This is a genomic window from Haloactinopolyspora sp. (genome assembly GCF_027324685.1).
In the GTDB taxonomy this organism is placed as follows: Bacteria; Actinomycetota; Actinomycetes; order Jiangellales; family Jiangellaceae; genus Haloactinopolyspora.
Window position 1 is genome coordinate 1 of the sequence record NZ_DAHVSH010000015.1, and the last position, 24,000, is coordinate 24,000.

General features: G+C 68.8%; 22 protein-coding genes. 10 read left to right on the forward strand and 12 right to left on the reverse strand.

The window, feature by feature from the left end; genetic code table 11:
* Window positions 1-1,084: AAA family ATPase (locus M6444_RS02175; protein ID WP_298322521.1), on the reverse strand; the 1,084-nt coding region annotated here is incomplete at its 3' end.
* Window positions 1,085-1,279: 195 nt separating this feature from the next.
* Between M6444_RS02175 and M6444_RS02180 the strand changes: the two genes are divergently transcribed.
* Window positions 1,280-1,819, forward strand: coding sequence for a Rieske (2Fe-2S) protein (locus tag M6444_RS02180; RefSeq protein WP_298322524.1), 540 nt, complete (start codon window positions 1,280-1,282; stop codon window positions 1,817-1,819).
* A gap of 63 nt (window positions 1,820-1,882) precedes the next feature.
* On the opposite strand, the gene M6444_RS02185 is transcribed toward M6444_RS02180, so the two are convergent.
* The 4 genes from M6444_RS02185 to M6444_RS02200 form a co-directional block, all read right to left on the reverse strand.
* Complete coding sequence (locus M6444_RS02185; RefSeq protein WP_298322527.1) at window positions 1,883-2,749, reverse strand: hypothetical protein; 867 nt, start codon at window positions 2,747-2,749, stop codon at window positions 1,883-1,885.
* Window positions 2,750-2,907: 158 nt separating this feature from the next.
* Complete coding sequence (locus M6444_RS02190) at window positions 2,908-3,765, reverse strand: HAMP domain-containing sensor histidine kinase (protein ID WP_298322530.1); 858 nt, start codon at window positions 3,763-3,765, stop codon at window positions 2,908-2,910.
* Window positions 3,766-3,767: 2 nt separating this feature from the next.
* Entirely contained in the window at window positions 3,768-4,511 is a 744-nt protein-coding gene (locus tag M6444_RS02195) for a response regulator transcription factor (RefSeq protein ID WP_298322533.1), read from the reverse strand.
* Between the two features lie 96 nt (window positions 4,512-4,607).
* Complete coding sequence (locus M6444_RS02200; RefSeq protein ID WP_298322536.1) at window positions 4,608-5,390, reverse strand: hypothetical protein; 783 nt, start codon at window positions 5,388-5,390, stop codon at window positions 4,608-4,610.
* A 268-nt stretch (window positions 5,391-5,658) separates the two neighbouring features.
* Here M6444_RS02200 and uvrC point away from each other — a divergent pair, with 268 nt between their 5' ends.
* The 9 genes from uvrC (at window position 5,659) to M6444_RS02245 (ending at window position 14,781) form a co-directional block, all read left to right on the forward strand.
* On the forward strand, window positions 5,659-7,602 hold the full coding sequence (uvrC, locus tag M6444_RS02205; protein WP_298322538.1) for an excinuclease ABC subunit UvrC: 1,944 nt from the start codon (window positions 5,659-5,661) through the stop codon (window positions 7,600-7,602).
* A 78-nt stretch (window positions 7,603-7,680) separates the two neighbouring features.
* On the forward strand, window positions 7,681-8,568 hold the full coding sequence (rapZ, locus tag M6444_RS02210; RefSeq protein WP_298322541.1) for an RNase adapter RapZ: 888 nt from the start codon (window positions 7,681-7,683) through the stop codon (window positions 8,566-8,568).
* A gap of 10 nt (window positions 8,569-8,578) precedes the next feature.
* Window positions 8,579-9,607, forward strand: coding sequence for a uridine diphosphate-N-acetylglucosamine-binding protein YvcK (yvcK, locus tag M6444_RS02215; protein WP_298322543.1), 1,029 nt, complete (start codon window positions 8,579-8,581; stop codon window positions 9,605-9,607).
* 107 nt (window positions 9,608-9,714) lie between these two features.
* On the forward strand, window positions 9,715-10,695 hold the full coding sequence (whiA, locus tag M6444_RS02220) for a DNA-binding protein WhiA (RefSeq protein ID WP_298322546.1): 981 nt from the start codon (window positions 9,715-9,717) through the stop codon (window positions 10,693-10,695).
* Between the two features lie 230 nt (window positions 10,696-10,925).
* On the forward strand, window positions 10,926-11,933 hold the full coding sequence (gene gap, locus M6444_RS02225; RefSeq protein ID WP_298322549.1) for a type I glyceraldehyde-3-phosphate dehydrogenase: 1,008 nt from the start codon (window positions 10,926-10,928) through the stop codon (window positions 11,931-11,933).
* A gap of 20 nt (window positions 11,934-11,953) precedes the next feature.
* A complete protein-coding gene (locus M6444_RS02230; RefSeq protein WP_298322552.1) occupies window positions 11,954-13,165 on the forward strand; it encodes a phosphoglycerate kinase in 1,212 nt (403 codons plus the stop codon).
* A gap of 82 nt (window positions 13,166-13,247) precedes the next feature.
* Window positions 13,248-14,006, forward strand: a complete 759-nt coding sequence (gene tpiA, locus M6444_RS02235) for a triose-phosphate isomerase (protein ID WP_363326209.1) — start codon at window positions 13,248-13,250, stop codon at window positions 14,004-14,006.
* Window positions 14,007-14,188: 182 nt separating this feature from the next.
* Window positions 14,189-14,419, forward strand: coding sequence for a preprotein translocase subunit SecG (secG, locus tag M6444_RS02240; RefSeq protein WP_298322557.1), 231 nt, complete (start codon window positions 14,189-14,191; stop codon window positions 14,417-14,419).
* Window positions 14,420-14,439: 20 nt separating this feature from the next.
* Window positions 14,440-14,781, forward strand: a complete 342-nt coding sequence (locus M6444_RS02245) for an RNA polymerase-binding protein RbpA (RefSeq protein ID WP_298322560.1) — start codon at window positions 14,440-14,442, stop codon at window positions 14,779-14,781.
* Between the two features lie 120 nt (window positions 14,782-14,901).
* Here M6444_RS02245 and M6444_RS02250 read toward each other — a convergent pair whose 3' ends face one another.
* The 7 genes from M6444_RS02250 to tal all read right to left on the reverse strand — a co-directional run bounded on the left by M6444_RS02250 (window position 14,902) and on the right by tal (window position 23,982).
* On the reverse strand, window positions 14,902-16,140 hold the full coding sequence (locus M6444_RS02250) for an Nramp family divalent metal transporter (RefSeq protein ID WP_298322563.1): 1,239 nt from the start codon (window positions 16,138-16,140) through the stop codon (window positions 14,902-14,904).
* A 64-nt stretch (window positions 16,141-16,204) separates the two neighbouring features.
* Complete coding sequence (locus M6444_RS02255) at window positions 16,205-17,524, reverse strand: Gfo/Idh/MocA family oxidoreductase (protein ID WP_298322566.1); 1,320 nt, start codon at window positions 17,522-17,524, stop codon at window positions 16,205-16,207.
* Between the two features lie 451 nt (window positions 17,525-17,975).
* On the reverse strand, window positions 17,976-18,749 hold the full coding sequence (gene pgl, locus M6444_RS02260; protein ID WP_298322568.1) for a 6-phosphogluconolactonase: 774 nt from the start codon (window positions 18,747-18,749) through the stop codon (window positions 17,976-17,978).
* Entirely contained in the window at window positions 18,746-19,702 is a 957-nt protein-coding gene (opcA, locus tag M6444_RS02265) for a glucose-6-phosphate dehydrogenase assembly protein OpcA (protein WP_298322570.1), read from the reverse strand. The genes pgl and opcA overlap by 4 nt, the downstream gene beginning before the upstream one ends.
* The gene (gene zwf, locus M6444_RS02270; protein WP_298322573.1) at window positions 19,699-21,234 is read right to left on the reverse strand and encodes a glucose-6-phosphate dehydrogenase; all 1,536 of its coding nucleotides are present in this window, start codon (window positions 21,232-21,234) and stop codon (window positions 19,699-19,701) included. Before zwf ends, opcA begins: the two co-directional genes overlap by 4 nt.
* Window positions 21,231-22,832: a hypothetical protein gene (locus tag M6444_RS02275; protein WP_298322576.1), complete on the reverse strand. Its 1,602-nt coding sequence runs from the start codon at window positions 22,830-22,832 to the stop codon at window positions 21,231-21,233. The genes zwf and M6444_RS02275 overlap by 4 nt, the downstream gene beginning before the upstream one ends.
* Before the next feature lie 43 nt (window positions 22,833-22,875).
* On the reverse strand, window positions 22,876-23,982 hold the full coding sequence (tal, locus tag M6444_RS02280; RefSeq protein ID WP_298322579.1) for a transaldolase: 1,107 nt from the start codon (window positions 23,980-23,982) through the stop codon (window positions 22,876-22,878).
* Between the last annotated feature and the right edge of the window lie 18 nt (window positions 23,983-24,000).

A 24,000-nucleotide genomic window follows, 5' to 3' on the forward strand; every position in this document is an offset into this window, starting at 1 on the left:
TCAGCACGTGCCGGAACCGCCACCGGCCACGCTCGTCGGCGTCGAGCAGGCCGGCGTTGGCCGCCTCGGACAGGCCGGCTTTGAACTCCTGCGGCCCCAGCCCGGTGGTCGCACCGAGGACTGTTTCGCTGGACGGCTCGACCAGCGTCGCCGCGGCGTCCAGGACGCGCTGGGCCGCGGGCCCCAGGCGCCCGACCCGTTCCCGCGCGGAGTCTCGCACCGTGGGCGGGACCTGCAACTCGCTGAGGCTCAACCGCACCCATTCGCCGCCACGGAAGACCACGTCAGCGCGGTCGCACAGCAGCCGGACCGACTCCTCCACGGCCAATGGCACGCCATCGGTGCGTTCGTGCATGAACGCGGCGAACTCCGCCGACATCGGCTTGCCGTCCAACATGCTCGACACGAGCGTCGCGGTGTCGTCCTGGTCGAGCGGGGACAGCGCGATCCGCACCAAGGCGCCGCGGGCCGGCGGGCGCGACGACAAGCGCAGCAGCAGCGACTGGTCGTCGACTTCATCGGGCCGATAGGTCACCACGACGTTCATCGCGGGGGCGTGTTGCCGAGAGGCCAGGAACAGCAGGAACTCCAGCGTCACCTCGTCGGCCCAGTGCGCGTCCTCGATGACGAGCACGTCCACGGCGATCGCGTCGATCAACTCCGCGAGTGCACGGAAAAGCCGATGGCGCGCGGCTTTGGCGTCGTCGAGCGGGTCCGGCGACGGCGGCAGGTCGTCGGACCATTCGGGGAACAACGGTCGCAGTGCACCGGCCAGGTCGGTCAGCCCGATGCCGGCAACGCTGGGTCTGGCCACGTGCAGCGCATCGACCACCGGCCCGAGAGTCAGGGATTCACGCAGCGGCGGGCAGACGGCCCGCAGGGCGTGGCGAGTCGACGGTGCTGCCGCGGCCAGTACTTCGTGCAGCAGGCGGCTCTTGCCGATGCCGGCTTCGCCTTCGATCAACACCAACGCGGGTGGACGAGCCAGCGCATCGGTGAGCGCGGCGATTTCCCGGTCGCGGCCCACCAGCTGCGGAACCGCGACGACCAGCGGATTCTCGTCGGCCTCGGAGGCGGAGAGCATGGCCGATGATCTCGCAACCAGCGGCGACGACACAAGGCGCGGTCAGAAACGGGTCGAAACGGGTCGATTCAAGGCCGGGTGGCGCAATCCATTCGGGGTACGCAGCGCGTAGTTGTCATCACGAGGCCGGCGGCATTCGGCGGCGAGGTCCGTCGTCACTGTGGTCGCCTCGGAGGCGACCGGGGAGGGCGCGCGATGGACCACCATGATCCGGCATCGACAGCGATCGGCCAGCACGATGTCCGCGCGGGCATCGACGTGGATCGACGCACCGCATTGATGGGACTCGGCGCGCTCGGGGTCGCAGGGCTTCTGGCCGGCTGCAGCGACGACGACTCCGGCGCGGGTGCACAGAACGACGGTGCGGCGTCGCCGTCGGCGGCTGACGAACCGACTGAGCGCGGCCAGCCGAGCGAGCCGGCCGAGCCGAGCGACGGCGCGGCCGGGGAGGCCGTGGCGACGACCTCCGAGGTGCCGGTGGGCGGCGGCGTGGTCGTCAATGCGCACAGCATGGTCGTGGTCCAGCCGACCGCTGGAGAGTTCCGCGCCTTCAGCAGCATCTGCACTCACCAAGGTTGCTCGGTCACAGCCGTGGCTGACGGGCAGATCGAGTGCCCGTGTCACGGCAGTCGGTTCTCCGCTGCCGACGGCTCGGTGCAAGCCGGACCGGCTACGGCTCCGCTGCCTGAGGTGGCCATCACCGTCGACGGCACGGACATCATCAAAAGCGAGTGAGCGCAGCCGAAGGTGCGGCCCCGGTCGAACCGGGGCCGCACCACGGCGCTGTCTCGGCCCGCCTCAGGCGGGCAGCGACTCGGTGAGCTCGACGAACGTGCTCTCCAGCTCTGCGAGTACATCGGCCACGTACTCGCCGGCCTGCTGGCCACTGATGAACTCATTGCCGACGCCGTTGTCCACCGGCGGCGGTCCGGACCGGTACCCCACCCCGTTCGCGTCGCCGGCCACGGTGATGCTCCCGGCCTCGAGGAAGACGACCTTGTTCTCTTGTCCCGCTGCTTCGATCGTGACGGAGCCGGTGTTGTCGAAGGCCAGCTCGTTGCCGCTGCCGGCGACGGTGACCGAGTCGGCTCGGGCGAAGCCGAGTTGGTTCGATTCACCGCGGACGTTCACATCGGCCGCGATGTTCAGCAGGACGTTGACCGAGTGGGCGTTGACCGCGAGCTCGGTCGGCACGTCGGAGGCCACCAACACGCTCGACTCGGCGCCTTGCACGCTCAGCTCCGGGCAGTCCCCGGTGAGGACGACGGCCTCCAGCGTGGACGCGACGGTGACCGGTTGGCCGCCGCAGTCGTAGGCCCCTTCAGCGGTGACCTGACCACCCTGAGGCCGAGCTTTGATCGTCAGCCCTTCGGCGATACCGGCCGGGTCGGGATCGAAGGCGTCGTCGGCGTCATCGGTCTCGTTCTCGGGCTCGCTGTCGGGCTGGCTGTCGGGCTCATCGGCCGGGGAGCCGACAGTCTCCTCCGGCGGTGTGCTCGACTCGTCGTCGGGCTCGCCGGTGGGAGCCGGGTCGGTGGCCTCCTGGGACTGCGTCGCCGCGGCGTCGGTCTCGTCTTCGAGTCCCACGCTGCAGGCGCCCAGACCGAAGACACAGGTGGCGGCGACGACGGCGACGGACGAGCGGCGGATACGCGAATTCCTCATGATGGATCTGCTCCTTTGCTGGTCACCGGATGCACGGTGGCGATGTGAGCCGTGCTTCTCGTATGACCCACACGCTAGGAACGGTGCATGTCACGGTGGCCGCAGCGATGTCGCAGATCCGCGACACGGCGCACCGATCTCGGCACCGTCGTCGGCGATCACCCGCTCCGGTCGATGGCTGGGATCAGCAGGCGCACCGAGGTCCCCTCGCCGGGGCGGCTGCGCAGTTCCACCGACCCGTCGTGCCGGTGCACGATGGCCCGCACCAGCGCGAGTCCCATGCCGCTGCCAGGGATGGCGCGAACGTCGGCGCCCCGGGACAACTCGTCCCAGACCCCCTCGTGTTCGTCGTCGGGGATGCCGCGGCCGGTGTCAGCGACGTCCACGGCCACCCAGGCCCCGTTCACGTCACTGGCGCGTACCTCGATGGTGTCCCCGGGCGTCGAGTACTTGATCGCGTTGGTGAGGAGGTTGAGGACGGCGGTGTGCAGGAGGTCTTCGTCGCCCAGCACCTTCGGGATCGGCCAGGGTGCGCGGGGGACCGACGTGGTGATGGTGCGCTCGTCGGCTCCGGGTGCCGTCCCGGCGTCGTCGACGACGACGTCGATCAACGCTGCGACGTCGACGGGGCGACGGTCGATGTCGCGGGTCTCGATGTCGGTGAGCTTGCGCAGGTCGGCCAGCAGCCTGGCGATCCGCCGGGACGACGTGCCGATGGCGGCGATGGCCGCCTCCACGTCGGGCCGCTCGTCATGCTCAGCGGTGACGAGCTGCTGGGTGGACGCCGCGGCCGTCTGCAACGCGGTGAGCGGGTTCTTCAGTTCGTGATCGAGCCGGGTCAGCAGCCGCGCCCGCGCGGTGGCCGCGGCGTCGGTGGCTTCGGCGTGGGCCCGGGCTGCGGCACGGTCGCGGCTGCGGCGGGCCGCGACCACCGCGCCGAAGATCACCACGACCGCGAGCACCACCATGGCGATCGCCGCGGGGACCGACGTCGTGAAGTAGACGGTGCGATCCATGATCAGGACCGCCCGACCGGTGGCGACACGTCAGCGGCGAAGCGGTAGCCCGCACCCGGCACCGTGACGATCCAGCGCGGGTCGGTGGCGTCGTCCCCGAGTGCACGCCGCACCTCGGCGATGCGGTTGTCGACCGCGCGGGTGCCGACGGCATCGGCGAAACCCCACAGCACGCCGAGCAGTCGCTCTCTGGACAGCGCCTCGTCCGGATGGACCATGAGGTACTCGAGCAACGTGAAAGCCTTCGGCGTGAGGGTGAGCTCGCGCCGCCCGAAGGTGGCGCGCCGGCCGACGCGGTCCAGGCGCAGCTCTCCGCTGCACAGCACCGACGCTGTGGCCAACGAGCCGCGCCCGGCGCCGGAGCGCCGCAGGACCGCACGGATACGCGCGACCAGCTCGTGCGGATCGAACGGCTTGTTCAGATAGTCGTCCGCGCCTTCCTCCAGGGCCATGGCGCGCTCGACCGCCTCGCCGACCTGGGTGAGCAGCAGCACCGGCACCCAGTCGTCGCGCTTACGCAGCCGCCGCAGTACTTCACGGCCGTCGGCGCCGGGCATCAGGATGTCGAGGACGCACACGTCCGGGGCCCGGCGGTCCACCTCGTCCAGCGCGAGCAAGCCGTCGGTGGCCGTGATGACGTCGAAACCACTGCGGGTGAGAAACGGCTCGACAGCGTCCAGGACGTCGGGCTCGTCGTCGGCGAGCAGCACAAGGGGACGCGGCGGGTGCTGATCCTTGCCGTTCACGGTTGGGCAGCGTACCTGCTGCCCAACCGGGCGACGGCGGTTCGCGACGATTTCGGGCCGGGCGCACCTGTGCACCCGGCCCGAAAGGCACCGTCGTCAGAACGAGGTCGGCGACTCCGGCGGCTCCTGCCCGCCGGCTCCGTATCCGCCGGCCGGGGTGCCCGGGGTACCCGGGGTGGTCGGCGCACTCGGGGCGCCGTCGTCCGGGCGAGGAGCGAGCTTGGCCCACCACTGCTGCGCGGTCTTGATCCCGCCGACTCCGAAGGCGATCGTCCCGGCCACGAGCACCGCCAGGGGCAGGTACTGCAGGAGCGTGTTCTCGATCTTCGCTGTCACCGACGGGGCGAAGTTCAGCGTGTCGAGCGCGGCGAGGACACCGATGACGAGCACGCCGACGCGGATGGCCGTGCTGATCCAGCCCATGTTGCGGCTCTCGGCGAAGGGCCGGACCACTCGCGCGGCCCAGTCGGCGATGGCCGCGGCGATGAACAGCACGAGCAGCGCGACGGCGATCAGCGGAATGTAGGCGATGAGCTCGTTGAGCATCGAGGTCAGCTGCTCGATGCCGAGCACCTCGGCGGCGATCTGGATGAAGACGACGAAGATCAGGAAGTACACGACCTGCCCGATCAGCTGCACCCCGGACGTCCCGGCCTGCTGCAGCGGCCGCTCCAAGCCGGTCGCCTCGGTCAGCCGGCCGGCACCGAGTTTCTCCAGTGCTGCGACGAGGATTCGTCGAATGAGTTTGGCGATCCAATGGCCGACGAGTAGCAGTAGAAGTGCGACGACGAGTCGCGGTACGAAGTCTCCGATGTCGGAACCGAGCTCGGTGAACGAGTCGGTGAGTTCATCGACGAAGTCCACGTCTGTCTTGATCATTGCACCCATCAGGCCTCCAAGATTCATTGCGTGCAGGGCAAAAGATAGTTCTGACGGCGCCGGGCCAGCAGTCGAATCCGTATTGTTCGAATGTTTGCCGTCGACACCCCGGTTGAAAAATGCGGATTGTGCCCGGTTCGACACCGGCGAACTTCGCCGTGGCTGATGTCGAGCCGGTCGTCGCGCGGGGGAGCGGGCTGCGCCCGGACACGTCGGCCCGGCGGCCGGCGATGAGCCGGTGTCGGTGCCGTTGCATAGGCTTGGAGGCGTGGCCGACCCGTCGACGTACCGCCCGGCGCCCGGGTCCATCCCGGTCGAGCCGGGTGTCTACCGTTTCAGCGATTCGAGCGGCCGTGTTCTCTACGTTGGCAAGGCCAAGAGCTTGCGTGCACGGCTATCGTCGTACTTCCAGGACCTCTCGGCTCTGCATCCGCGCACCCTGGCCATGGTCACCGCGGCCGCCAAGGTCGAGTGGACCGTCGTGCGCACCGAGGTCGAGGCGCTGCAGCTGGAATACTCCTGGATCAAGGAGTTCGATCCCCGCTTCAACGTCCGCTACCGCGACGACAAGTCCTATCCGTACCTGGCAGTCACCTTGAACGAGGAGTATCCGCGCGTTCTGGTGATGCGCGGGGCGAAACGGCGCGGCGTTCGATATTTCGGGCCCTATGCCCATGCGTGGGCGATTCGCGAAACGCTCGACCAATTGCTCCGGGTGTTCCCGGTTCGTAGTTGTTCCAAAGGTGTATTCAACCGTTCGCGCCAAATCGGCCGGCCGTGCCTTCTGGGGTATATCGGCAAATGTTCGGCCCCGTGCGTCGGCCGCGTGGATGCCGATGAGCATCGGGCCATCGTCGAAGATCTGGTCGCTTTTCTCGAAGGAAAGACGACGGCGTACGTCCGTCGTCTCGAGCGCGAGATGAAGCAAGCCGCAGCCGAGCTGGACTTCGAGCGTGCCGCCCGGTTGCGCGACGACATCGCGGCGCTGGAGCGGGCCATGGAGGCCAACGCCGTCGTGCTGGGCGACGGTACCGACGCCGACGTCATCGCCCTGGCCGACGATCCGCTCGAGGTGGCCGTGCAGATCTTCTACGTCCGAGGCGGGCGTGTGCGCGGACAGCGCGGCTGGGTCGCCGACAAGGCCGACGACGTCAGCGCGGGCGAACTCGTCGAGCGGTTCTTGCTGCAGCTGTACGGCGAGCTCGGCGGCGAGGCCGTCCCGCGCGAGATCCTCGTCTCCGATCTGCCCGACGACCCGGACGAGGTCGGTGCGCTGGGTGAACTGCTCGCCGACCTCCGGGGTGGCAAGGTCGACCTGCGGGTTCCGCGGCGCGGCGACAAGCGCGCCCTGCTCGAGACGGTGGCGGCCAACGCTGCGCAGGCACTCAAGCTGCACAAGTCGAAACGCGCGAGCGACCTGACCACACGCAGCAAGGCGATCGAAGAGATCCAGGAGGCGCTGGAGCTCGACGCGCCACCGCTGCGCATCGAGTGCTATGACATCTCGAACCTGGCCGGCACCGAAGTCGTCGGCTCCATGGTGGTGTTCGAGGACGGCCTGCCGCGCAAGAAGGAGTACCGCAAGTTCACCGTCCGGGGCGATCAGGGCTTCGACGACGTCTCCGCGATCCGTGAGGTGCTGTCCCGGCGCTTCCGGCGCCTGAGCGAATCCGGCGGTGAGGGCCGTCCCGGCCTCGACGCCGAGACCGGGCGGCCGAGGGCGTTCGCCTACGCCCCGGGCCTGGTGGTGGTCGACGGCGGACAGCCGCAAGTCGATGCTGCGCGGGAAGCCATGGACGAAGCCGGGGTCAGCGACATCCCGGTCGTGGGGCTGGCCAAGCGGCTCGAAGAGGTGTGGCTACCCGACACCGACTCGCCGGTCATCATGCCGCGCACCAGCGAGGGTCTGTATCTGCTGCAGCGAGTTCGGGACGAAGCACACCGGTTCGCCATCACCTTCCATCGTCAGCGCCGGTCCACGTCCATGATCGACAGCGTCCTCGACTCCGTGCCGGGGCTGGGGCCGCAACGACGCAAGGCGCTGCTGGCGGAGTTCGGTTCGCTCAAGCGGCTGCGAGCTGCGAGCATGGAAGACATCGCAGCCGTTCCCGGGTTCGGTCCGGCCACGGCGAAGGCCGTCGTCGAGGCGTTGGCGCAACGCCCGGCGACACCGGAGGTCAACACCGCGACCGGCGAGGTTCTGGAATCATGATCGCCGCCTGGCCATCACCACGGTGCCCGACGGCTCGGCGATCAAGGCGGGGGAGACGTATGGAGGGGGACTCAGGCGATGACCACCGTCAACACACCTGACGATCGGGACGACACGCTGGAACTGCTCTTGGTCACCGGCATGTCCGGTGCGGGGAAGACGGCGGCCACGGCGGCTCTGGACGACATCGGCTGGTTCGTGGTGGACAACCTGCCGCCGTCCCTGCTCATGGACCTCATCACGCGAGTCACCGATCGTGCCGAGCTGCGGCGGGTCGCGGTCGTCGCCGACGTGCGCGGTGGCGTGTTCTTCGGCGAACTGCGTGGAGCACTCGACCTGCTGCGCGAGAACGGTATCGAGCCCACCGTGCTCTTCCTCGAAGCCAGCGACGAAGCTCTGGTGCGCCGGTTCGAGTCGGCCCGACGCCCGCACCCGTTGCAAGACGGCGGCCGGGTGGTGGAGGCCATCGAACGCGAGCGCGAAGAGCTGGCGTCCCTGCGCGCCGCCGCCGACGTGGTGGTCGACACCTCACTGCTCAACGTGCATCAGCTGGCCGCACGGGTGCGGGCATCGTTCTCCGGGCCCGAGGTGGGCTTGCGCGCCATCATCGTCTCGTTCGGTTTCAAGTACGGCCTGCCGGTCGATGCCGACCTGGTCGCTGACATGCGGTTCCTGCCCAACCCGCACTGGGTGCCGCATCTGCGGCCGCAGAGCGGGCGCGATCCGGAGGTCAGCGACTACGTCCTCGCCCAGCCTGGTGCCGAACAGTTCCTCGATCATTACGATGAGCTGATCGCGATGGTCTCGCAGGGCTATCTGCGCGAAGGCAAGCGGTTCGTCACCATCGGTATCGGCTGCACCGGTGGCAAGCACCGCAGCGTCGCGATGAGTGAGGCGCTGGCGCAGCGGTTGCGTAAGCAAGGAATCGAGACTCTGGTCGTGCATCGCGACCTCGGACGGGAGTGAACGCTCCGGCATGAGCGAGCTGCCACCGGCCGCGTCCAAGCTGGCCGGGCCCAAGGTCGTCGCGCTCGGCGGCGGGCACGGCCTGGCCGCGTCGCTGTCCGCCTTGCGGCGGATGGCCGGGCGGCTCACGGCGGTCGTCACGGTGGCCGACGACGGCGGCTCGAGCGGCCGGCTGCGCGGCGAGCTGGGGGTGCTGCCGCCGGGCGATCTGCGGATGGCCTTGGCCGCCTTGTGCGGTGACGACGACTGGGGACGCACCTGGGCGCGGGTCTTGCAGCACCGTTTCGCCAGCGGTGGTGAGTTGCACAACCACGCCGCCGGGAACCTGCTGATCGTCGCGTTGTGGGAACTGCTCGGCGGGCACGTCGAGGGGTTGGACTGGGTGGCTCGGCTGCTCGGGGCGCAAGGGCGGGTGTTGCCGATGTCGCTGGTGCCGATGGACATCGAGGCGATCGTCGGCACCACCGAGCGGCTGCCCGACGGGCGCCGAGAGATCCGGACGGTGTCCGGGCAGCACGCCGTCGCCACGGTCGAAGGCGACGTCGTCGCCGTGTGCCTGGTCCCCAAGGACCCGCCGGCCTGCCCGGAAGCGCGGGAAGCCATCGCCGACGCCGACTGGATCGTCCTCGGGCCGGGGTCGTGGTTCACCAGTGTGATCCCGCACCTGCTCGTGCCCGAGCTGCGGGCGGCGTTGACCGCTACGCGGGCGCGGATCGCCGTGACGCTCAACCTGGCCGACGAAGGCGGCGAGACCACCGGGTTCACCCCGGAGATGCACCTCGAGGTACTCGGCGCGTACGCGCCGGAGCTGACCGTCGACCTCGTCATCGCCGAGCGGTCGTCATGTCCGGACGAGAAGTTGCTGCGGCGGATCGCCGGCGAGATGGGCGCCGAGCTCGTCGTCGCCGACGTAGCCCTGGGCGACGGCACCGCTCGGCACGATCCTGAGCTGCTCGGCGCGGTCTACGCCGAGACACTCGGTGCTCCGCGCACCTCGGGAGGCCTGTCCACTCGTCCGGGCGCTCGTCTGCGTGCTTGAGCCTCGCGGACGGGCAGGCCGGTCAGTGTGATTCAACGACCCCGGGGCATCGTCGCCACGATCGCCACGTCGGCACGTGCCGCGTCCGGGTGTGGCAGGATCACGGTATGGCGATGACCGCATCCGTGAAGGACGAGTTGGCTCGCCTCGAGGTCACCAAGACGTGCTGCCGTAAGGCCGAGGTCTCGTCGCTGCTCCGGTTCGGCGGCGGCCTTCATATCGTCAGCGGCAAGATCGTCATCGAGGCCGAGCTTGATACGGGGGTAGCGGCCCGCAGGCTGCGACGTGACATTGCGGAGGTGTTCGGCCACGACAGCGACCTCGCCGTCGTCGCCGCCGGAGGGCTGCGTAAGGGAAGCAGGTACGTCGTACGTGTCGTACGCGACGGGGAGCAGCTGGCCCGGCAGACCGGACTGGTCGACGGCAGCGGCCGCCCCGTTCGCGGGCTGCCGCCACAGGTCGTCAATGGCGCCGACCACGATGCCGAGGCGGCGTGGCGAGGCGCGTTCCTGGCCCGGGGGTCGCTGACCGAGCCTGGGCGCTCGTCGGCGCTGGAAGTCACCTGTCCTGGGCCCGAGGCCGCCCTGGCGTTGGTCGGCGCGGCCCGGCGGCTTGAGATCCAAGCCAAGGCCCGGGACGTGCGCGGCACCGACCGGGTGGTCGTGCGTGACGGCGACGCGATCAGCGCGCTGCTCACGCGGTTGGGCGCGCATGACAGCGTGCTCGCCTGGGAGGAACGTCGGATGCGCCGCGAAGTGCGGGCCACGGCCAACCGGCTGGCCAACTTCGACGACGCGAACCTTCGGCGCTCGGCGCGTGCGGCCGTGGCCGCAGGGGCCAGAGTCGAGCGTGCGATGCAGATCTTGGGCGACGACATCCCCGAGCATCTGCGTGTCGCCGGGATGCTCCGGCTGGAGAACCGTCAGGCCAGCTTGGAGGAGCTGGGACAGCTGTCCGATCCCCCGATGACGAAGGACGCCGTCGCCGGGCGGATCCGGCGATTGCTGGCGATGGCCGACCGCAAGGCCGCCGAAGATGGCGTGCCCGGCACCGACGCCAACCTGACACCGGACATGCTGGCGCAGTGACCGCTCGCGGCCCGGCTGCGGCGAATGTGGCGGCCGGTTGCGGGTACGGGCCGACTACCACGTGGCGAGGCGCCAGGCGCGATGTTCGACGTCGGCGTGGATGCCATAGTCTTTGACGTTGGGTCACCACGACGGGGTGGGACGACCAGCCGATCCGCGGCCCGGCGTCGGAGCGTGCCTCGGCCGCTGAACTACACATCACCCTGAATCTCTTTGAAGGAGCAAGTCCCATGACCGTTCGTGTTGGCGTCAACGGCTTCGGCCGCATCGGACGCAACTTCGCCCGGGCCGTGTTCGCGCAGGGCGGCAACGACATCGAGATCGTCGGCGTGAACGACCTCACCGACACCAAGACGCTGGCCCACCTGTTCAAGTACGACTCCATCCTCGGCACGCTCGGCGACGTCACCGCGACCGACGACTCGATCTCGGCAGGGGGACAGACGTTCAAGGTGCTGGCCGAGCGCGACCCGGCCCAGCTGCCGTGGAAGGACCTCGGCGCCGATGTCGTGCTCGAGTCCACCGGCATCTTCACCGACGCGACCAAGGCCAAGGCGCACATCGACGCCGGCGCGCAGAAGGTCGTCATCTCGGCTCCCGCGAAGAACGAGGACGTGACCCTCGTGCTGGGGGTCAACGACAGCGCCTACGACCACGCGGCGCACTCGATCATCTCCAACGCCTCGTGCACCACGAACTGCCTGGCGCCGATGGCTAAGGTCCTCAACGACACGTTCGGCATCGAGCGTGGCCTGATGACCACGATCCACGCCTACACCGCCGACCAGAACCTGCAGGACGGGCCGCACAAGGACCTGCGCCGCGCCCGTGCGGCGGCGACGAACATCGTGCCGACCAGCACCGGCGCGGCCAAGGCCATCGGCCTGGTGCTGCCGGAGCTCAAGGGCAAGCTCGACGGTTTCGCCGTGCGCGTGCCCACGCCGACCGGTTCGGCCACCGACCTGACCGTGACCCTCAACCGCGAGGTCACCGTCGACGAGGTGAACGCCGCGTTCAAGGCCGCCGCCGAGTCGGGCCCGCTGAGCGGCTACCTGCGCTACACCGAGGACGAGATCGTGTCGTCCGACATCGTCACCGACCCCTCGTCGTGCATCTTCGACGCCGGCCTGACCAGGGTCATCGGTGACCAGGTGAAGATCGTCGGCTGGTACGACAACGAGTGGGGCTACGCCAACCGCTGCACGGACCTGGTGCGCCTCGTCGGCTCCTCGCTGTGAGCGGCGGGGGACTGCCGGCCATGAAAGGGATCGACGCTCTGGGTGACCTGCGGGGCAAGCGGGTTCTGGTGCGTTCGGACCTCAACGTTCCACTGGATCAGCAGGCAGACGGTGCCGTCATCACTGACGACGGACGCGTCCGCGCGTCCGTGCCGACCATCCGGGACCTGGCCGACGCCGGGGCCCGGGTGGTCGTCGTGGCGCACCTCGGCCGACCGAAAGGCGAGCCGGATCCCCAGTACTCGCTGGCGCCAGTGGCCGAGCGGCTCTCGGAACTACTCGGTCGAAACGTCGCGTTCGCGACCGACACCGTCGGCGAGAGCGCCCGCCAGACCGTGGCGGCCTTGGCCGACGGCGACGTCGCCCTGCTGGAGAACCTGCGTTTCGACGCGCGCGAGACCAGCAAGGACGACGCCGAACGGGCCGCGTTCGCCGATGCGCTGGCGGAGTTGGCTGATGCGTTCGTTTCCGACGGATTCGGCGTCGTGCACCGCAAGCAGGCCAGCGTCTACGACATCGCCTACCGGCTGCCGCATGCCGCCGGTGGCTTGGTGCTCGCCGAGATGGAGGCCTTCTCGAAGGTGCTCGACGATCCCGAGCGTCCGTACGTCGTCGTGTTGGGTGGTTCGAAGGTCTCGGACAAGCTGGGCGTCATCGACAACCTGATCGACACGGTCGACCGGTTGCTCATCGGCGGCGGGATGGCCTTCACGTTCCTGGCCGCCCAAGGGTACGGCGTGGGTGGTTCACTGCTGGAGGCCGACCAGATCGACACCGTGCGCACCTACCTCGACCGCGCGGCCGAGGCCGGCGTCGAGGTCGTGCTCCCGGCCGACGTGGTCGTCGCCGCCGACGTCTCCGCGGATGCGCCCACCAGCGTGGTGCCGGCGACCGAGATCCCGGACGACCAGAAGGGTCTCGACATCGGCCCGGCCACGGTCGAGCAGTTCCGGGCCAAGCTGGCCGATGCGAAGACGGTGGTGTGGAACGGGCCGATGGGCGTGTTCGAGCTCGCCCCGTTCGCCGACGGCACCCGGCGCGTAGCCGAAGCGGTCGCCCAGGTGGACGGCACCAGCGTGGTGGGCGGAGGCGACTCCGCCGCGGCGGTGCGCCAGCTCGGACTCGACGAGTCGGCGTTCACCCACATCTCCACCGGCGGGGGAGCATCGCTCGAGCTTCTCGAGGGCAAGACCCTGCCGGGGCTGACGGCGCTGCAGGACACGCCGAGCTGAACCACAAGCGACGTGCGGGCCCGCAGCCCGGGCGTCACGACGAAGAAGGACAGCTGTGTCGAAGAGCACCCGCCGGCCGTTGATGGCCGGCAACTGGAAGATGAACCTCAACCATCTCGAAGCCATCGCGGTGGTGCAGAAGCTCGCCTTCTCGTTGACCGACGAGGACTTCGAGCGTGTCGATGTGGCGGTCCTCCCGCCGTTCACCGACATCCGCTCGGTGCAGACCCTGGTCGACGGCGACAAGCTGCGCATCGCCTACGGCGCCCAGGACGTCTCGGTGCACGACTCCGGCGCGTATACCGGCGAGATCTCCGCGGCGTTCCTGGCGAAGCTCGGGTGCACGTACGCGGTGGTGGGTCATTCCGAGCGCCGCCAGTATCACGGCGAGAGCGACGAACTGGTCGGCGCGAAGGCGGCGGCTGCTCTGCGCCACGAGCTGACCCCGATCCTGTGCGTCGGCGAAGGTCTCGAGGTCCGCCAGGAAGGCCGACACGTCGAGCACACATTGGCCCAGCTCGACGGAGCGCTGGAGAAGCTGTCCGCCGACCAGGTGGCCAAGATCGTCGTCGCCTACGAGCCGGTCTGGGCGATCGGCACCGGCGAAGTCGCCACGCCGGAGGATGCCCAAGAGATGGCCGCGGCGATCCGGGCCCGGTTGGGGGAGTCGTACTCCGCCCAGGTGGCCGACAGCGTGCGCATCCTGTACGGCGGGTCGGTGAAGTCGTCGAACATCAAGCCGATCATGGCCGGCGACGACGTCGACGGCGCATTGGTCGGGGGTGCCAGCCTCGACCCGCAAGAGTTCGCGCTCATCGCGCAGTACTACCGCACGCCCTGAGGCCGAGTGAATGATCATGTCCGCTGGGCGGTTCGAGGGCGCCGATCCGGCCCAGCGGACATGATCACCGGCCCTCGTGAGCGGGGTACCATTGTCATGGAGCGGGTTCGAGCGCGTAAGCTATGGCCCGCGTGCACGGCGCCCCCTGCCGTCGCCGTTGAGGAAGGACAAGGCTGACCACCGTGGAACTGGCATTCTCGATCCTGCTCGTCATCACCAGCCTGTTGCTGATCCTGTTGGTGCTGATGCACAAGGGCAAAGGCGGCGGCATCTCGGACATGTTCGGTGGCGGCGTGTCGTCCTCGGTCGGTGGTTCGTCGGTAGCTGAGCGCAACCTTGACCGGTTGACTGTCGCGCTCGGGCTGATCTGGGCTGCGGCGATCATCGCTCTCGGCCTGATGCACGCGGGATAGGTCGACAGGAAGGACTCGCCGTGGTCGGTGGCAACGCAATTCGTGGAAGCCGAGTCGGTGCTGGTCCCATGGGCGAAGCGGAGCGTGGTGACGCCGCGCCGCGCCGCCAGGTGACCTACTACTGCGAACATGGTCACGAGAGCTCACCAAGCTTCGCGGCCGAAGCCGTCATCCCCGAGTCGTGGGACTGCGTGCGCTGCGGACTCCCGGCGAGCCAGGACCGCGACCATCCGCCCGCGGCGCCGCGGATCGAGCCGTACAAGACGCACCTGGCTTACGTGAAAGAACGCCGCAGTGACGAGGATGGCGCGGCGATCCTCGAGGAGGCACTGCAAGCGCTGCGTAAGCGTCGCAGCCTGTAGCACGCCACCTGCGCCGTGGCTCGAGTTGATCCGCGTGCATGAGGTGATCATGAGCCGTCTACGGCGCGCGGTGGCCGTGGGCGCCTCATCATTCGCTGGTGACGCTGCTGCGCACTGAGGTCACAGGAACTCGATCACCTCGCGCGCGTAGTTCACGACGATTCCCAGCACCACCAGGTACCCGACGACTCCAACGACGGTGACCCACGGCCTGTTGGCATACCTTCCCATGATGTCTTTGTCGCGCGCGATCGAGAGAACCAGGAAGGCCAGCAGCGGGAACGCCAGCACAGCCAGCGCCTGAGCAGCGCGCAGCAGCTCGATGGGGCTCTCGCCCGCGACCAGGACGACCGCGAAACCGAACAGCATGGCTGTCGTCGACCACAGCCGCACCTGGCGCCCGCCCATTGACGGATCACCGCCGAATCCGTCGACCAGCAGCGTCGCGCCGATGAGCGCATTGACGACGAGGGACGACAGGCTGGCGAAGAAGAACCCCAAGGTGAACAGATAGAAGGCGCCTGCTCCGGCGATGGGTTCGAGCTGGCTGGCCATGGCTTCCGCGGAGAAGACAGGGCCGGTCTGCCCGTAGGTGACGCTCGCGCTGGTCAACATGATCACGACACTGATCAGGCCGAGAACAGCCAACCCGACGAACGTGTCCAACGCTTGGCTGCGCAGTCGCTCCGGCCCCCATTCCTTCTCCCGCATGAGGTGCGAGATGTAGACCGCGGCGGCGATCGAGAACGTCGTCGCGGCGATCCCGAGGCTGAGGAAGACGCCGTCGACGTCTGGGAACGTCGGGACCAGGCCTCGGGCTGCCTCCCCTGGATCGAATCCGACGATGACGAGTGTCCCGACGAATGCCAGGAGCATGATGCCGACCACGACGCGGACCAGCCATTCGATCTTGGCATAGAGCTCGGACAGCCAGATGAACCCGATCGCCAAGGCGGTGAAGACGCCGGCCCACAGCCGGACATCCAGACCCAACAACGCCTCGGTCGCGAACCCGATGCCGGCGTTGTTGCCGGCTTGGAAGGCGAGGATCGTCAAGAATCCAGCGATGCCACCGAGGCGCGCCATGGTCGGCCCGAACTTCTGCCGAGTCGCGCCGAACAGCGTCCGGCCCGTCACCAGCCCGATCCGTGCCGCCATCCAGGTGTACACGATCATGAAGCCGATGGCGGCCACCGGAACCCAGAGCAACTGGTACCCGTAGGTGCTGCCGGCGATGGTCGCCAGCGCTATGCTGCCAGGACCGATGACGACCGCCGCCAACAACAACGCCGGACCGATCACCTTGAGCTTCGGCAAGATCCGACCGGTCTCTCGGCCTGCCACTGATTCTTCCGTCATGCCTACCGCCCATCACGTGCTCGGCTGGTCGTCGTCGATGCGCTGCTGTTGATCGGTGCGGATCTCAGCCTTCCGGATTGGGCCGGTCCAAGCCGTCCCGGTACTCCTCCCACTGACCGCGGGTGAAATCGGGGACCCGGACGGGCCGGTTGCCCCGCCTGATCGACTCTGTGCTCAGGGGGATCTGCACCGACCACGTGGCGGAGTCGTACACGTCGATGTCGGGCACGAGCCCGAGGCGCATCGTCTGGAACAGACGGCGGAACATGTGCTCTTCGAGGGGTGCGTCGATCTCCCAGAGCCAGTGATCGTAGTGTCCGTAGTCGTCGAGGTCGTCCCAACCGTTGTCCGACGTGCCGTCGACGAAGATGCGAGGCGGGTCGTCGTTGAACGTGGCCTGCGTGCCCGCCAGCCAGTTGACCCTCGTGTAGGGCTGGGGCACCGTTTCGTCGTGCGACACCTGGATGACGCGACCTTTCGCTGTCATGACCTGCGACAGTGTGCGGTCGCCCTTGATGTAGGGAGGGTCATTCCACCCTGCGTCCTCCGGGGGCACGTGTTGCTCCCGGAACGCGGTCAGGCCAATGGCCGGACTGCTCATCGACACGATGCTTTCGAAGCGGTCGCCCCGGTTGATGTCCATGTAGGGGGCCACCGGGCCAACGCCGTGCATGCTGTAGAAATCGCCGTCACGGCGGTACCACCAGCGCCGCCGCCAGCCTTCGGGATACCGGGTACCTCCGGTCGAGTTGAAGGCCGCGGCGCGACCCTCGTTGTGATAGCCGCCCGCACCGACCAGGAGATCGCCGAACAGACCGTCGTGCGCCATGCGCAGCAGCCGCAGCTCGGTTCGTCCATAGACGACCTGCTCCAGCATGATGCAATGCCGCCGCATCGCCTCCGACGTGTTGACGAGGTCCCACAGGTGCTCCAGCTCCATGGCCAGGGGAACCTCGGTGGCTGCATGCTTGCCGTTCAGCATGGCGGTCATGCAGACCGGGTGGTGCCATTCCCATGACGAGGCGTTGACGACGATGTCGACGTCGTCCCGAGCGCACAGGGCGCGGTAGTCGTCGTCGGCGTCCGGGTCCGGCCGGGTACCGGCTCGCACCAGCTTCGAGTGGTGGACAGCAAGTTCGTAGTTCTCCTGCGGCGTCTGCCAGTGACCGCCCCGGCCGCTGTAGCGAGCGGGTTCCGGCTGCCCGGTAGCCTGCACCATCTCGGCAGCATGGTGCACCCTCGGCGGATTGATGTCGCAAACCGCCGTGACGCGCACCTCCGGGAACTGCAGCATCGCTTCCAGTAGGCGCGTGCCGCGATTGCCGACCCCGACGATCCCGACGCGCACCTGGTCGCCGTAGGCATCGAACGGCACACCGATCATCGATCCGGGACTGCCGACCGGCCTCGGAGGCGCGGCACCGGTGTCTTCATCGGCCGCCGCGCTGCTGATGCCGAGACCAGCGGCCCCGATGACGCCGCCTGTCGCAGCGCCAGCTTTGAGGATTGACCGACGTGAGGGGAGTTGAGGACCCATCGTGCGCACACGCTCCTTCGCCATGATCGACGCCGGCTGCCATGGAGCTCGGCCGCGACCGGCTGATCGCCGACCGCCTCACTGGCTTCGAGCGGGATCAGCGCCGTCCAGCCTGTCCGGTTGGTGAAGTTGGCGGCAATCTTTCGGACTTGACCGATAATGGTCGACGCTGTCTGCGACGCTGTCAAGAGTGGATCATGAAACGGTGCCTACACCACGAGGCGTTGTGCTGCATCAAGAGGCGTGCATGGGTGGTGCGGCAGGCGTTTTCCTAGTGAACATGATCATTTGAGTGGTGTCAGGGCGAAGCGGGGCGAGGGAGGTCGGCGGGGATCTCGGCGGCTGCGGCGCGGTCGAGTAGCCACCGAGTGGCGCGCCGTCCTCGTGCGCCGGCCGCCGGGATCTGTACCTCGCCCGCGCCGCCCAGGGCCATCCGCACCGCCGGCGCCTTGTCCTCGCCGGCGACGACGAGCCACACTTCGTCGGCCAAGGCAATGGTCGGCAGCGTCAGGCTGATCCGGGTGGGCGGCGGCTTGGGCGCCCCGTGGACCGCGACCACGGGACGATCGTCATACAGCGCCGGCTGCTCCGGGAACAACGACGCCACGTGACCGTCCGGGCCGACACCGAGCAGCAACACGTCGAAGGCCGGAGCCCCGGTGTGCTCAATGGCTCGCAGGTACTCGGTCACCTGGGCGGCATAGCGCTCCGCGCCCGCCTCCGGGCTGTCAGTACCGGCTGCGGGCATCGGGTGCACGCGCGACTCGTCCACGTCGACGTGATCGAGCAGGGCCGCGCGGGCCTGGGTTTCGTTGCGTTCCGGATCGCCCGGCTCGAGAAAGCGTTCGTCGCCCCACCAGACGTCCAGGGCCGACCAGTCGACCGCTGGACACGCCGGCGACGCGGCGACGGCGCGCAACGTCGCGATGCCCACCCGGCCACCGGTGAGCACCACCGAGGCATGCCCGCGGGTGGCTTGGGCATCGACCAAGCGGGTGATCAGGCGCGCCGCGACTGCCTCGGCGAGGAGGTCGGCGTCGTGGTGGACAACGACGGTCGGTGCGGTGCTCATCGCCCCACCTTCGCCTTCGCCCGGGTGACCTTGCCCGTCTCTGCTTGGCGGCGGAGTCCTTCGGCCAGCACCTCACCGTAGATCTCGTCGGGATCGAGGCGACGCAGCTCCTCGGCCAGGCAGTCAGCGGGTGTGCGCCGCGGCAGGGCGACCCGCCGGTCGGCTCGTCCTGGAGCGCGCAGGACGGCCAGCTCGTCATCGTCGCGCTCGATCGAGATCGGGCCCGACTCACGGTCGAGGCGGACGCTGCGTAACCCGTCGACGCCGGACGCCTTGGTCCGGGTCACCGGGACGTCGAGGCACAGGGCGAGCCAACCGGCCAGCAGGTCCGCGCTGGCGTTGTCCGGGCCGCCGACCACCCGGGCGGACAGGACCGTTTCGTACGGCGGCTGGTCGAGGGCGGCCGCCAGCAACGCGCGCCACAGCGTCAGCCGCGTCCACGTGAGGTCGGTGTCGCCGGGCCGGTATCCGGCGACCCGGTCGCGTAGCGCTGCGATCGGCCGCTTGCACCCTGCGACGTCGGTGATACGTCGCTGCGCCAATCGCCCGATGGGATCGTCCGCGGGCACGGCCGGCGCCTCGGCCGGCCACCACGCCACCACCGGGTTGTCGGGCAGCAACAGCGGGATGACCACAGATTGGAGGTGCTGAGTGAGCGGGCCGAACGCACGCAGCACGACCACTTCACTCGCACCGGCGTCCCCGCCGACGCGGATCTGGGCGTCGAGTCTGGCCGAACCGCGCGAAGTCCCCCTGATCAAGACGATGATGCGGCTGGGATGTTCGTGACTGGCGTGGTTGGCCGAGGCGATGGCGTCCTCGGCGTCAGCTTCCTCCACCACGACGATCAAGGTGAGCACGCGCCCCAGCGCGACGGCGCCGTGCAACTCGCGCAGCTCCACCATGCGCCTGGCGACGTCCGAGGCCGACGTCGACGGAATGTCGATGATCATGGACGCCTCCAATGCCGACCGTCACGGGCGAGCATCGCATCCGCCGACGGCGGACCCCAACTGCCGGACGTGTACTGATCGGGCTTGCCGTTGCTCGCCCAGTGCTCCTCGATCGGGTCGAGGATCTTCCACGACAGCTCGACCTCCTCGTGCTGCGGGAACAGCGGCGGGTCGCCGAGCAGCACATCGAGAATGAGCCGCTCGTAAGCCTCCGGGCTCTCCTCGGTGAACGCGTAGCCGTAGCCGAAGTCCATCGTGACGTCGCGGACCTCCATGGAGGTCCCCGGCACCTTGGAGCCGAAGCGCAGGGTCACGCCTTCATCCGGCTGCACCCGGATCACCAGGGCGTTCTCGCCGAGCTCGTCGGTGGCCGTGGACTCGAAGGGTAGATGTGGCGCGCGCTTGAACACGATGGCGACCTCGGTGACCCGGCGGCCCAGGCGCTTGCCGGTCCGCAGGTAGAACGGGACCCCGGCCCAGCGGCGCGTGTCGATGTCCAGACGCACCGCGGCGTACGTCTCGGTCGTGGAGTCCGGCGCGATCCCGTCCTCCTCGAGGAACCCGGCCACCTGGACGCCCCCGGCCCAACCCGCGGTGTACTGGCCGCGAGCGGTGTAGCGGTCGAGATCGTGCGGCAGCCGGACTGCGGAGAGCACCTTCTCTTTCTCCGCACGCAGGTCGGCGGCTTCGAACGAGACCGGTTCCTCCATGGCGACCAACGCCAGCAACTGCAGCAGATGATTCTGCATCACGTCGCGGGCGGCGCCGATGCCGTCGTAGTAGCCGGCCCGCCCACCGATCCCGATGTCCTCAGCCATGGTGATCTGGACATGGTCGACGTAGTGGGCGTGCCAGATCGGCTCGAACAGCTGGTTCGCGAACCGCATCGCCAGGATGTTCTGGACGGTCTCCTTGCCGAGGTAGTGATCGATCCGGAAGATGCTGTCCGCCGGAAAGATCGCCTCGACGGTTCGGTTCAGCTCGCGTGCGCTGGCCAAGTCGTGCCCGAAGGGCTTCTCGATGACGACGCGGCGCCACTGGTCTTCGTTCTCCGGCTCGGCCAAGCCCGAGCGGGCGAGCTGCTTGCAGACGGTGTCGAAGAAGCCCGGCGGGATGGACAGGTAGAAGGCATGGTTGCCGCCCGTTCCCTGCTTCTCGTCGAGCTCGCGTACTGTCTCGGCGAGCTGGTCGAATGCGTCGTCGTCGGAGAAGTCACCGGGAACGAACCGGAAGCCGTCGGCGAGCTGCTTCCACGTCGACTCCTTGAACGGCGTGCGTGCGTGGGCGCGGACGGCGTCGCGAACCTGCTTGTGAAAATCCTGCTGAGCCCAGTCGCGGCGAGCAAAGCCCACCAGCGAGAAACCCGGTGGCAGCAGGCCCCGGTTGGCCAGGTCGTAGACCGCCGGCATCAACTTCTTGCGGGCCAGATCGCCGGTCACGCCGAAGATCACCAGCCCGGACGGGCCGGCGATGCGGGGCATCCGCTTGTCGCGCTTGTCGCGAAGCGGATTGCGGGCCATGCCGGCGTTCATCGGAGGATCGCTTTCAGCGTGTCGATGCCGGCCTGCCGGTCGGTGAGGTGCAGCCGTAGCACCGGGCGGCCGAGCTCGGTGAGCACCCGGGCGTCGCCGGCGGCTTGGGCGCTGATCAGCTCACCGAAGGTGAACGGCCGGTCCGGGATGGCCACGTCGTTCGCCGGCGCACCGGTCACCTGGAGGAACACGCCCTGCGGCGGGCCGCCCTTGTGGTACTGGCCAGTGGAGTGCAGAAACCGCGGACCCCACCCGAACGTGGTGGGCCGGCCGGTGCGGACGGCCAGCGGTTCGCGGACGTCGGCCAGCGACGCGTCGGCGCCTTCGCGATCGAGGTAAGCCATGACGGCCAGGTAGCTGTCGTCCTCCAGGCGCGAGAGCAACGCTTCGACGGCGCCGGCGACGGTCGTGACGCCTTGGAGAAGGTCTTCGGGGCCGCGCACCTCGATGCCGCCCTCGGCGAACGCCGGCGGTGACGGCTGTGGCGGTGCGTCGAGCAAGCCACGGGCCGCGGCCTTGGCGCTTTCGACATCCGGCTGATCGAACGGATTGATCCCCAACAATCGCCCGGCGACAGCGGTGGCGAACTCCCACAGCAGGAACTGCGCGCCCAGCGAGCCCTGCACGCTGATCGTCGGCGCCGCACCAGAGGTGACCGCCGCATCGGGCTGACCGAGCAGCGCCACCAAAACGTCCGAGGCAGGCTGGCGCACCTCCGGGGCGTCGACACCGGAAACCGCGATGGGCAACACACCGGTGCCGTTCTTACCGGTCGACTCCGCGAGCAGCTGCTCGGCCCAATCGCCGAATCCGCTGATCCCAGACCCGGCGTCGGCGATGGCCACCTTGTCGCGCCCGGAGGCACCCAGCGCCGCACCGAGGATCAGCGCGGGGTTGTCCGGTGCATCGGCGGCGAGCTGTGCCGCGACCGACGCGGCACCGTCCAACAGCGCCGCGACGTCAGCGCCGGCCAGTCCGCTGGGAACCAAGCCGAAAGCGGTGAGCGCCGAGTAGCGCCCACCGACATTCGGATCAGCGAGGAACAGTCGCCGATACCCGGCCTCCGCGGCTCTGTCGGCCAAACCGGATCCCGGGTCGGTCACGGCGACGATCCGGCTGGCCGCATCGATGCCGGCCGCGGTGAACGCAGCCTCGAACACGCGGCGCTGACTGTCGGTCTCCACCGTCGAACCGGATTTGCTCGACACCACCAGCACCGTGCGTTCCAGCCGGTCGTGCAGCGCACGCTGAACCGCTCCCGGGTCGGTGGTGTCGAGCACCGTCAGCTCGACACCGGCGGTGCGCGTGATGACTTCCGGCGCCAGCGACGAGCCGCCCATGCCGGCCAGCACGATCCGATCGAGGCCCTCGGCGCGGAGCTCAGCCGACAGCGCTTCGATCTCGGCCAGCAGCGGCCGGGAGGTCTCATGCAGATCGGTCCAGCCCAACCGGATGGACGCCTCGGCCTCGGCGTCCGGGCCCCACAGCGTCGCGTCCTTCGCCGCGATGCGCGAAGCCACCTGCTCGGACACGAGCTTCTCGACCGCTTCCGGCCAGCCGCCGGAATGGACGGTGACAGCTAGTGGCTCACTCGTCACTTCGCCGCCTCCATCCCACTGGTCGGCGCTACGTTCCTCGTCGTCACTTCGCCGCCTCCAGCTTCCCCGCGGTCGACTCCAGCAGCTCGTTCCAACTCGACTCGAACTTCTCGACACCTTCACGCTCGAGCACGGCGATGACGTCGTCGAGGTCGATGCCCACCTCGGCCAGCCTGGCCATCGTCTGTCGGGCGTCGTCGTAGTTGGGGCGCACGGTGTCGCCGGTGATCTCACCGTGATCGGCCACGGCCTCCAGCGTGGACTCCGGCATGGTGTTGACGGTGTCCGGCGCCACCAGTTCGGTGACGTACATGGTGTCGGGATAGTCCGGGTTCTTCGTCGACGTGGACGCCCACAGCGGGCGCTGCTTCGTCGCCCCGGCCGCCTCCAGGCGCTGCCACCGCGGGTCGGCGATGACGTCTTCGTAGGCCGCGTAGGCCAGCCGGGCATTGGCGATGGCCGCCTTGCCGCGCAACGCCAGCGCGTCGTCGGTGCCGATGGTCTCCAGGCGCTTGTCGACCTCGGCGTCGACCCGGCTGACGAAGAACGAGGCGACCGAGGAGATGCCGTCGAGCGAGTCACCTGACTCCAGGCGCTGTTCCAGCCCGGCCTGGTAGGCGTTCATCACCTCGCCGTAGCGCTGGATGGAGAAGATCAAGGTGACGTTGACGCTGATGCCGGCGGCAATGGTGGCCGTGATGGCCGGCAGGCCCGCCTTGGTCGCCGGGATCTTGATGTAGATGTTGGGTCGGGAGATCTCGGTCCACAGGTCGGCCGCCTGCGCGATGGTGCCCTCGGTGTCGTGGGCCAAGCGTGGGTCGACCTCGATCGACACCCGGCCGTCACGCCCGCCCGTACGACGTGCGACCGGCGCCAGAACGTCGGCAGCGGCCCGCACGTCGGCCGTGGTCAGGTCACGCACGGCGGCGTCGGCGTCGGATCCCTCGGCCGCGTGGCGGCGGATGTCGTCGTCGTACAGGCTGCTCTTCGAGATCGCGTTGTGGAAGATCGTCGGGTTGGACGTGATGCCCACGACGTGCCGGTCGTCGATGAGCGACTGCAGGTTTCCGGTGGTGATGCGGTCGCGGGACAGGTCGTCGAGCCAGATGGCGACACCTTCGTCCGAGAGGCGACCGAGAGGATCGGACATGAGAGCGCTCCTGTCGTG

What these genes read in the sequence shown, in the direction of transcription:
- M6444_RS02180 (WP_298322524.1), top strand. Translation starts at nt 1,280, where the DNA reads ATGGACCACCATGATCCGGCATCGACAGCGATCGGCCAGCACGATGTC.
- M6444_RS02185 (WP_298322527.1), bottom strand. Translation starts at nt 2,749, where the DNA reads ATGAGGAATTCGCGTATCCGCCGCTCGTCCGTCGCCGTCGTCGCCGCC.
- M6444_RS02190 (WP_298322530.1), bottom strand. Translation starts at nt 3,765, where the DNA reads ATGGATCGCACCGTCTACTTCACGACGTCGGTCCCCGCGGCGATCGCC.
- M6444_RS02200 (WP_298322536.1), bottom strand. Translation starts at nt 5,390, where the DNA reads ATGATCAAGACAGACGTGGACTTCGTCGATGAACTCACCGACTCGTTC.
- rapZ (WP_298322541.1), top strand. Translation starts at nt 7,681, where the DNA reads ATGACCACCGTCAACACACCTGACGATCGGGACGACACGCTGGAACTG.
- yvcK (WP_298322543.1), top strand. Translation starts at nt 8,579, where the DNA reads ATGAGCGAGCTGCCACCGGCCGCGTCCAAGCTGGCCGGGCCCAAGGTC.
- whiA (WP_298322546.1), top strand. Translation starts at nt 9,715, where the DNA reads ATGGCGATGACCGCATCCGTGAAGGACGAGTTGGCTCGCCTCGAGGTC.
- gap (WP_298322549.1), top strand. Translation starts at nt 10,926, where the DNA reads ATGACCGTTCGTGTTGGCGTCAACGGCTTCGGCCGCATCGGACGCAAC.
- M6444_RS02230 (WP_298322552.1), top strand. Translation starts at nt 11,954, where the DNA reads ATGAAAGGGATCGACGCTCTGGGTGACCTGCGGGGCAAGCGGGTTCTG.
- tpiA (WP_363326209.1), top strand. Translation starts at nt 13,248, where the DNA reads ATGGCCGGCAACTGGAAGATGAACCTCAACCATCTCGAAGCCATCGCG.
- M6444_RS02250 (WP_298322563.1), bottom strand. Translation starts at nt 16,140, where the DNA reads ATGACGGAAGAATCAGTGGCAGGCCGAGAGACCGGTCGGATCTTGCCG.
- M6444_RS02255 (WP_298322566.1), bottom strand. Translation starts at nt 17,524, where the DNA reads ATGATCGGTGTGCCGTTCGATGCCTACGGCGACCAGGTGCGCGTCGGG.
- pgl (WP_298322568.1), bottom strand. Translation starts at nt 18,749, where the DNA reads ATGAGCACCGCACCGACCGTCGTTGTCCACCACGACGCCGACCTCCTC.
- opcA (WP_298322570.1), bottom strand. Translation starts at nt 19,702, where the DNA reads ATGATCATCGACATTCCGTCGACGTCGGCCTCGGACGTCGCCAGGCGC.
- zwf (WP_298322573.1), bottom strand. Translation starts at nt 21,234, where the DNA reads ATGAACGCCGGCATGGCCCGCAATCCGCTTCGCGACAAGCGCGACAAG.
- tal (WP_298322579.1), bottom strand. Translation starts at nt 23,982, where the DNA reads ATGTCCGATCCTCTCGGTCGCCTCTCGGACGAAGGTGTCGCCATCTGG.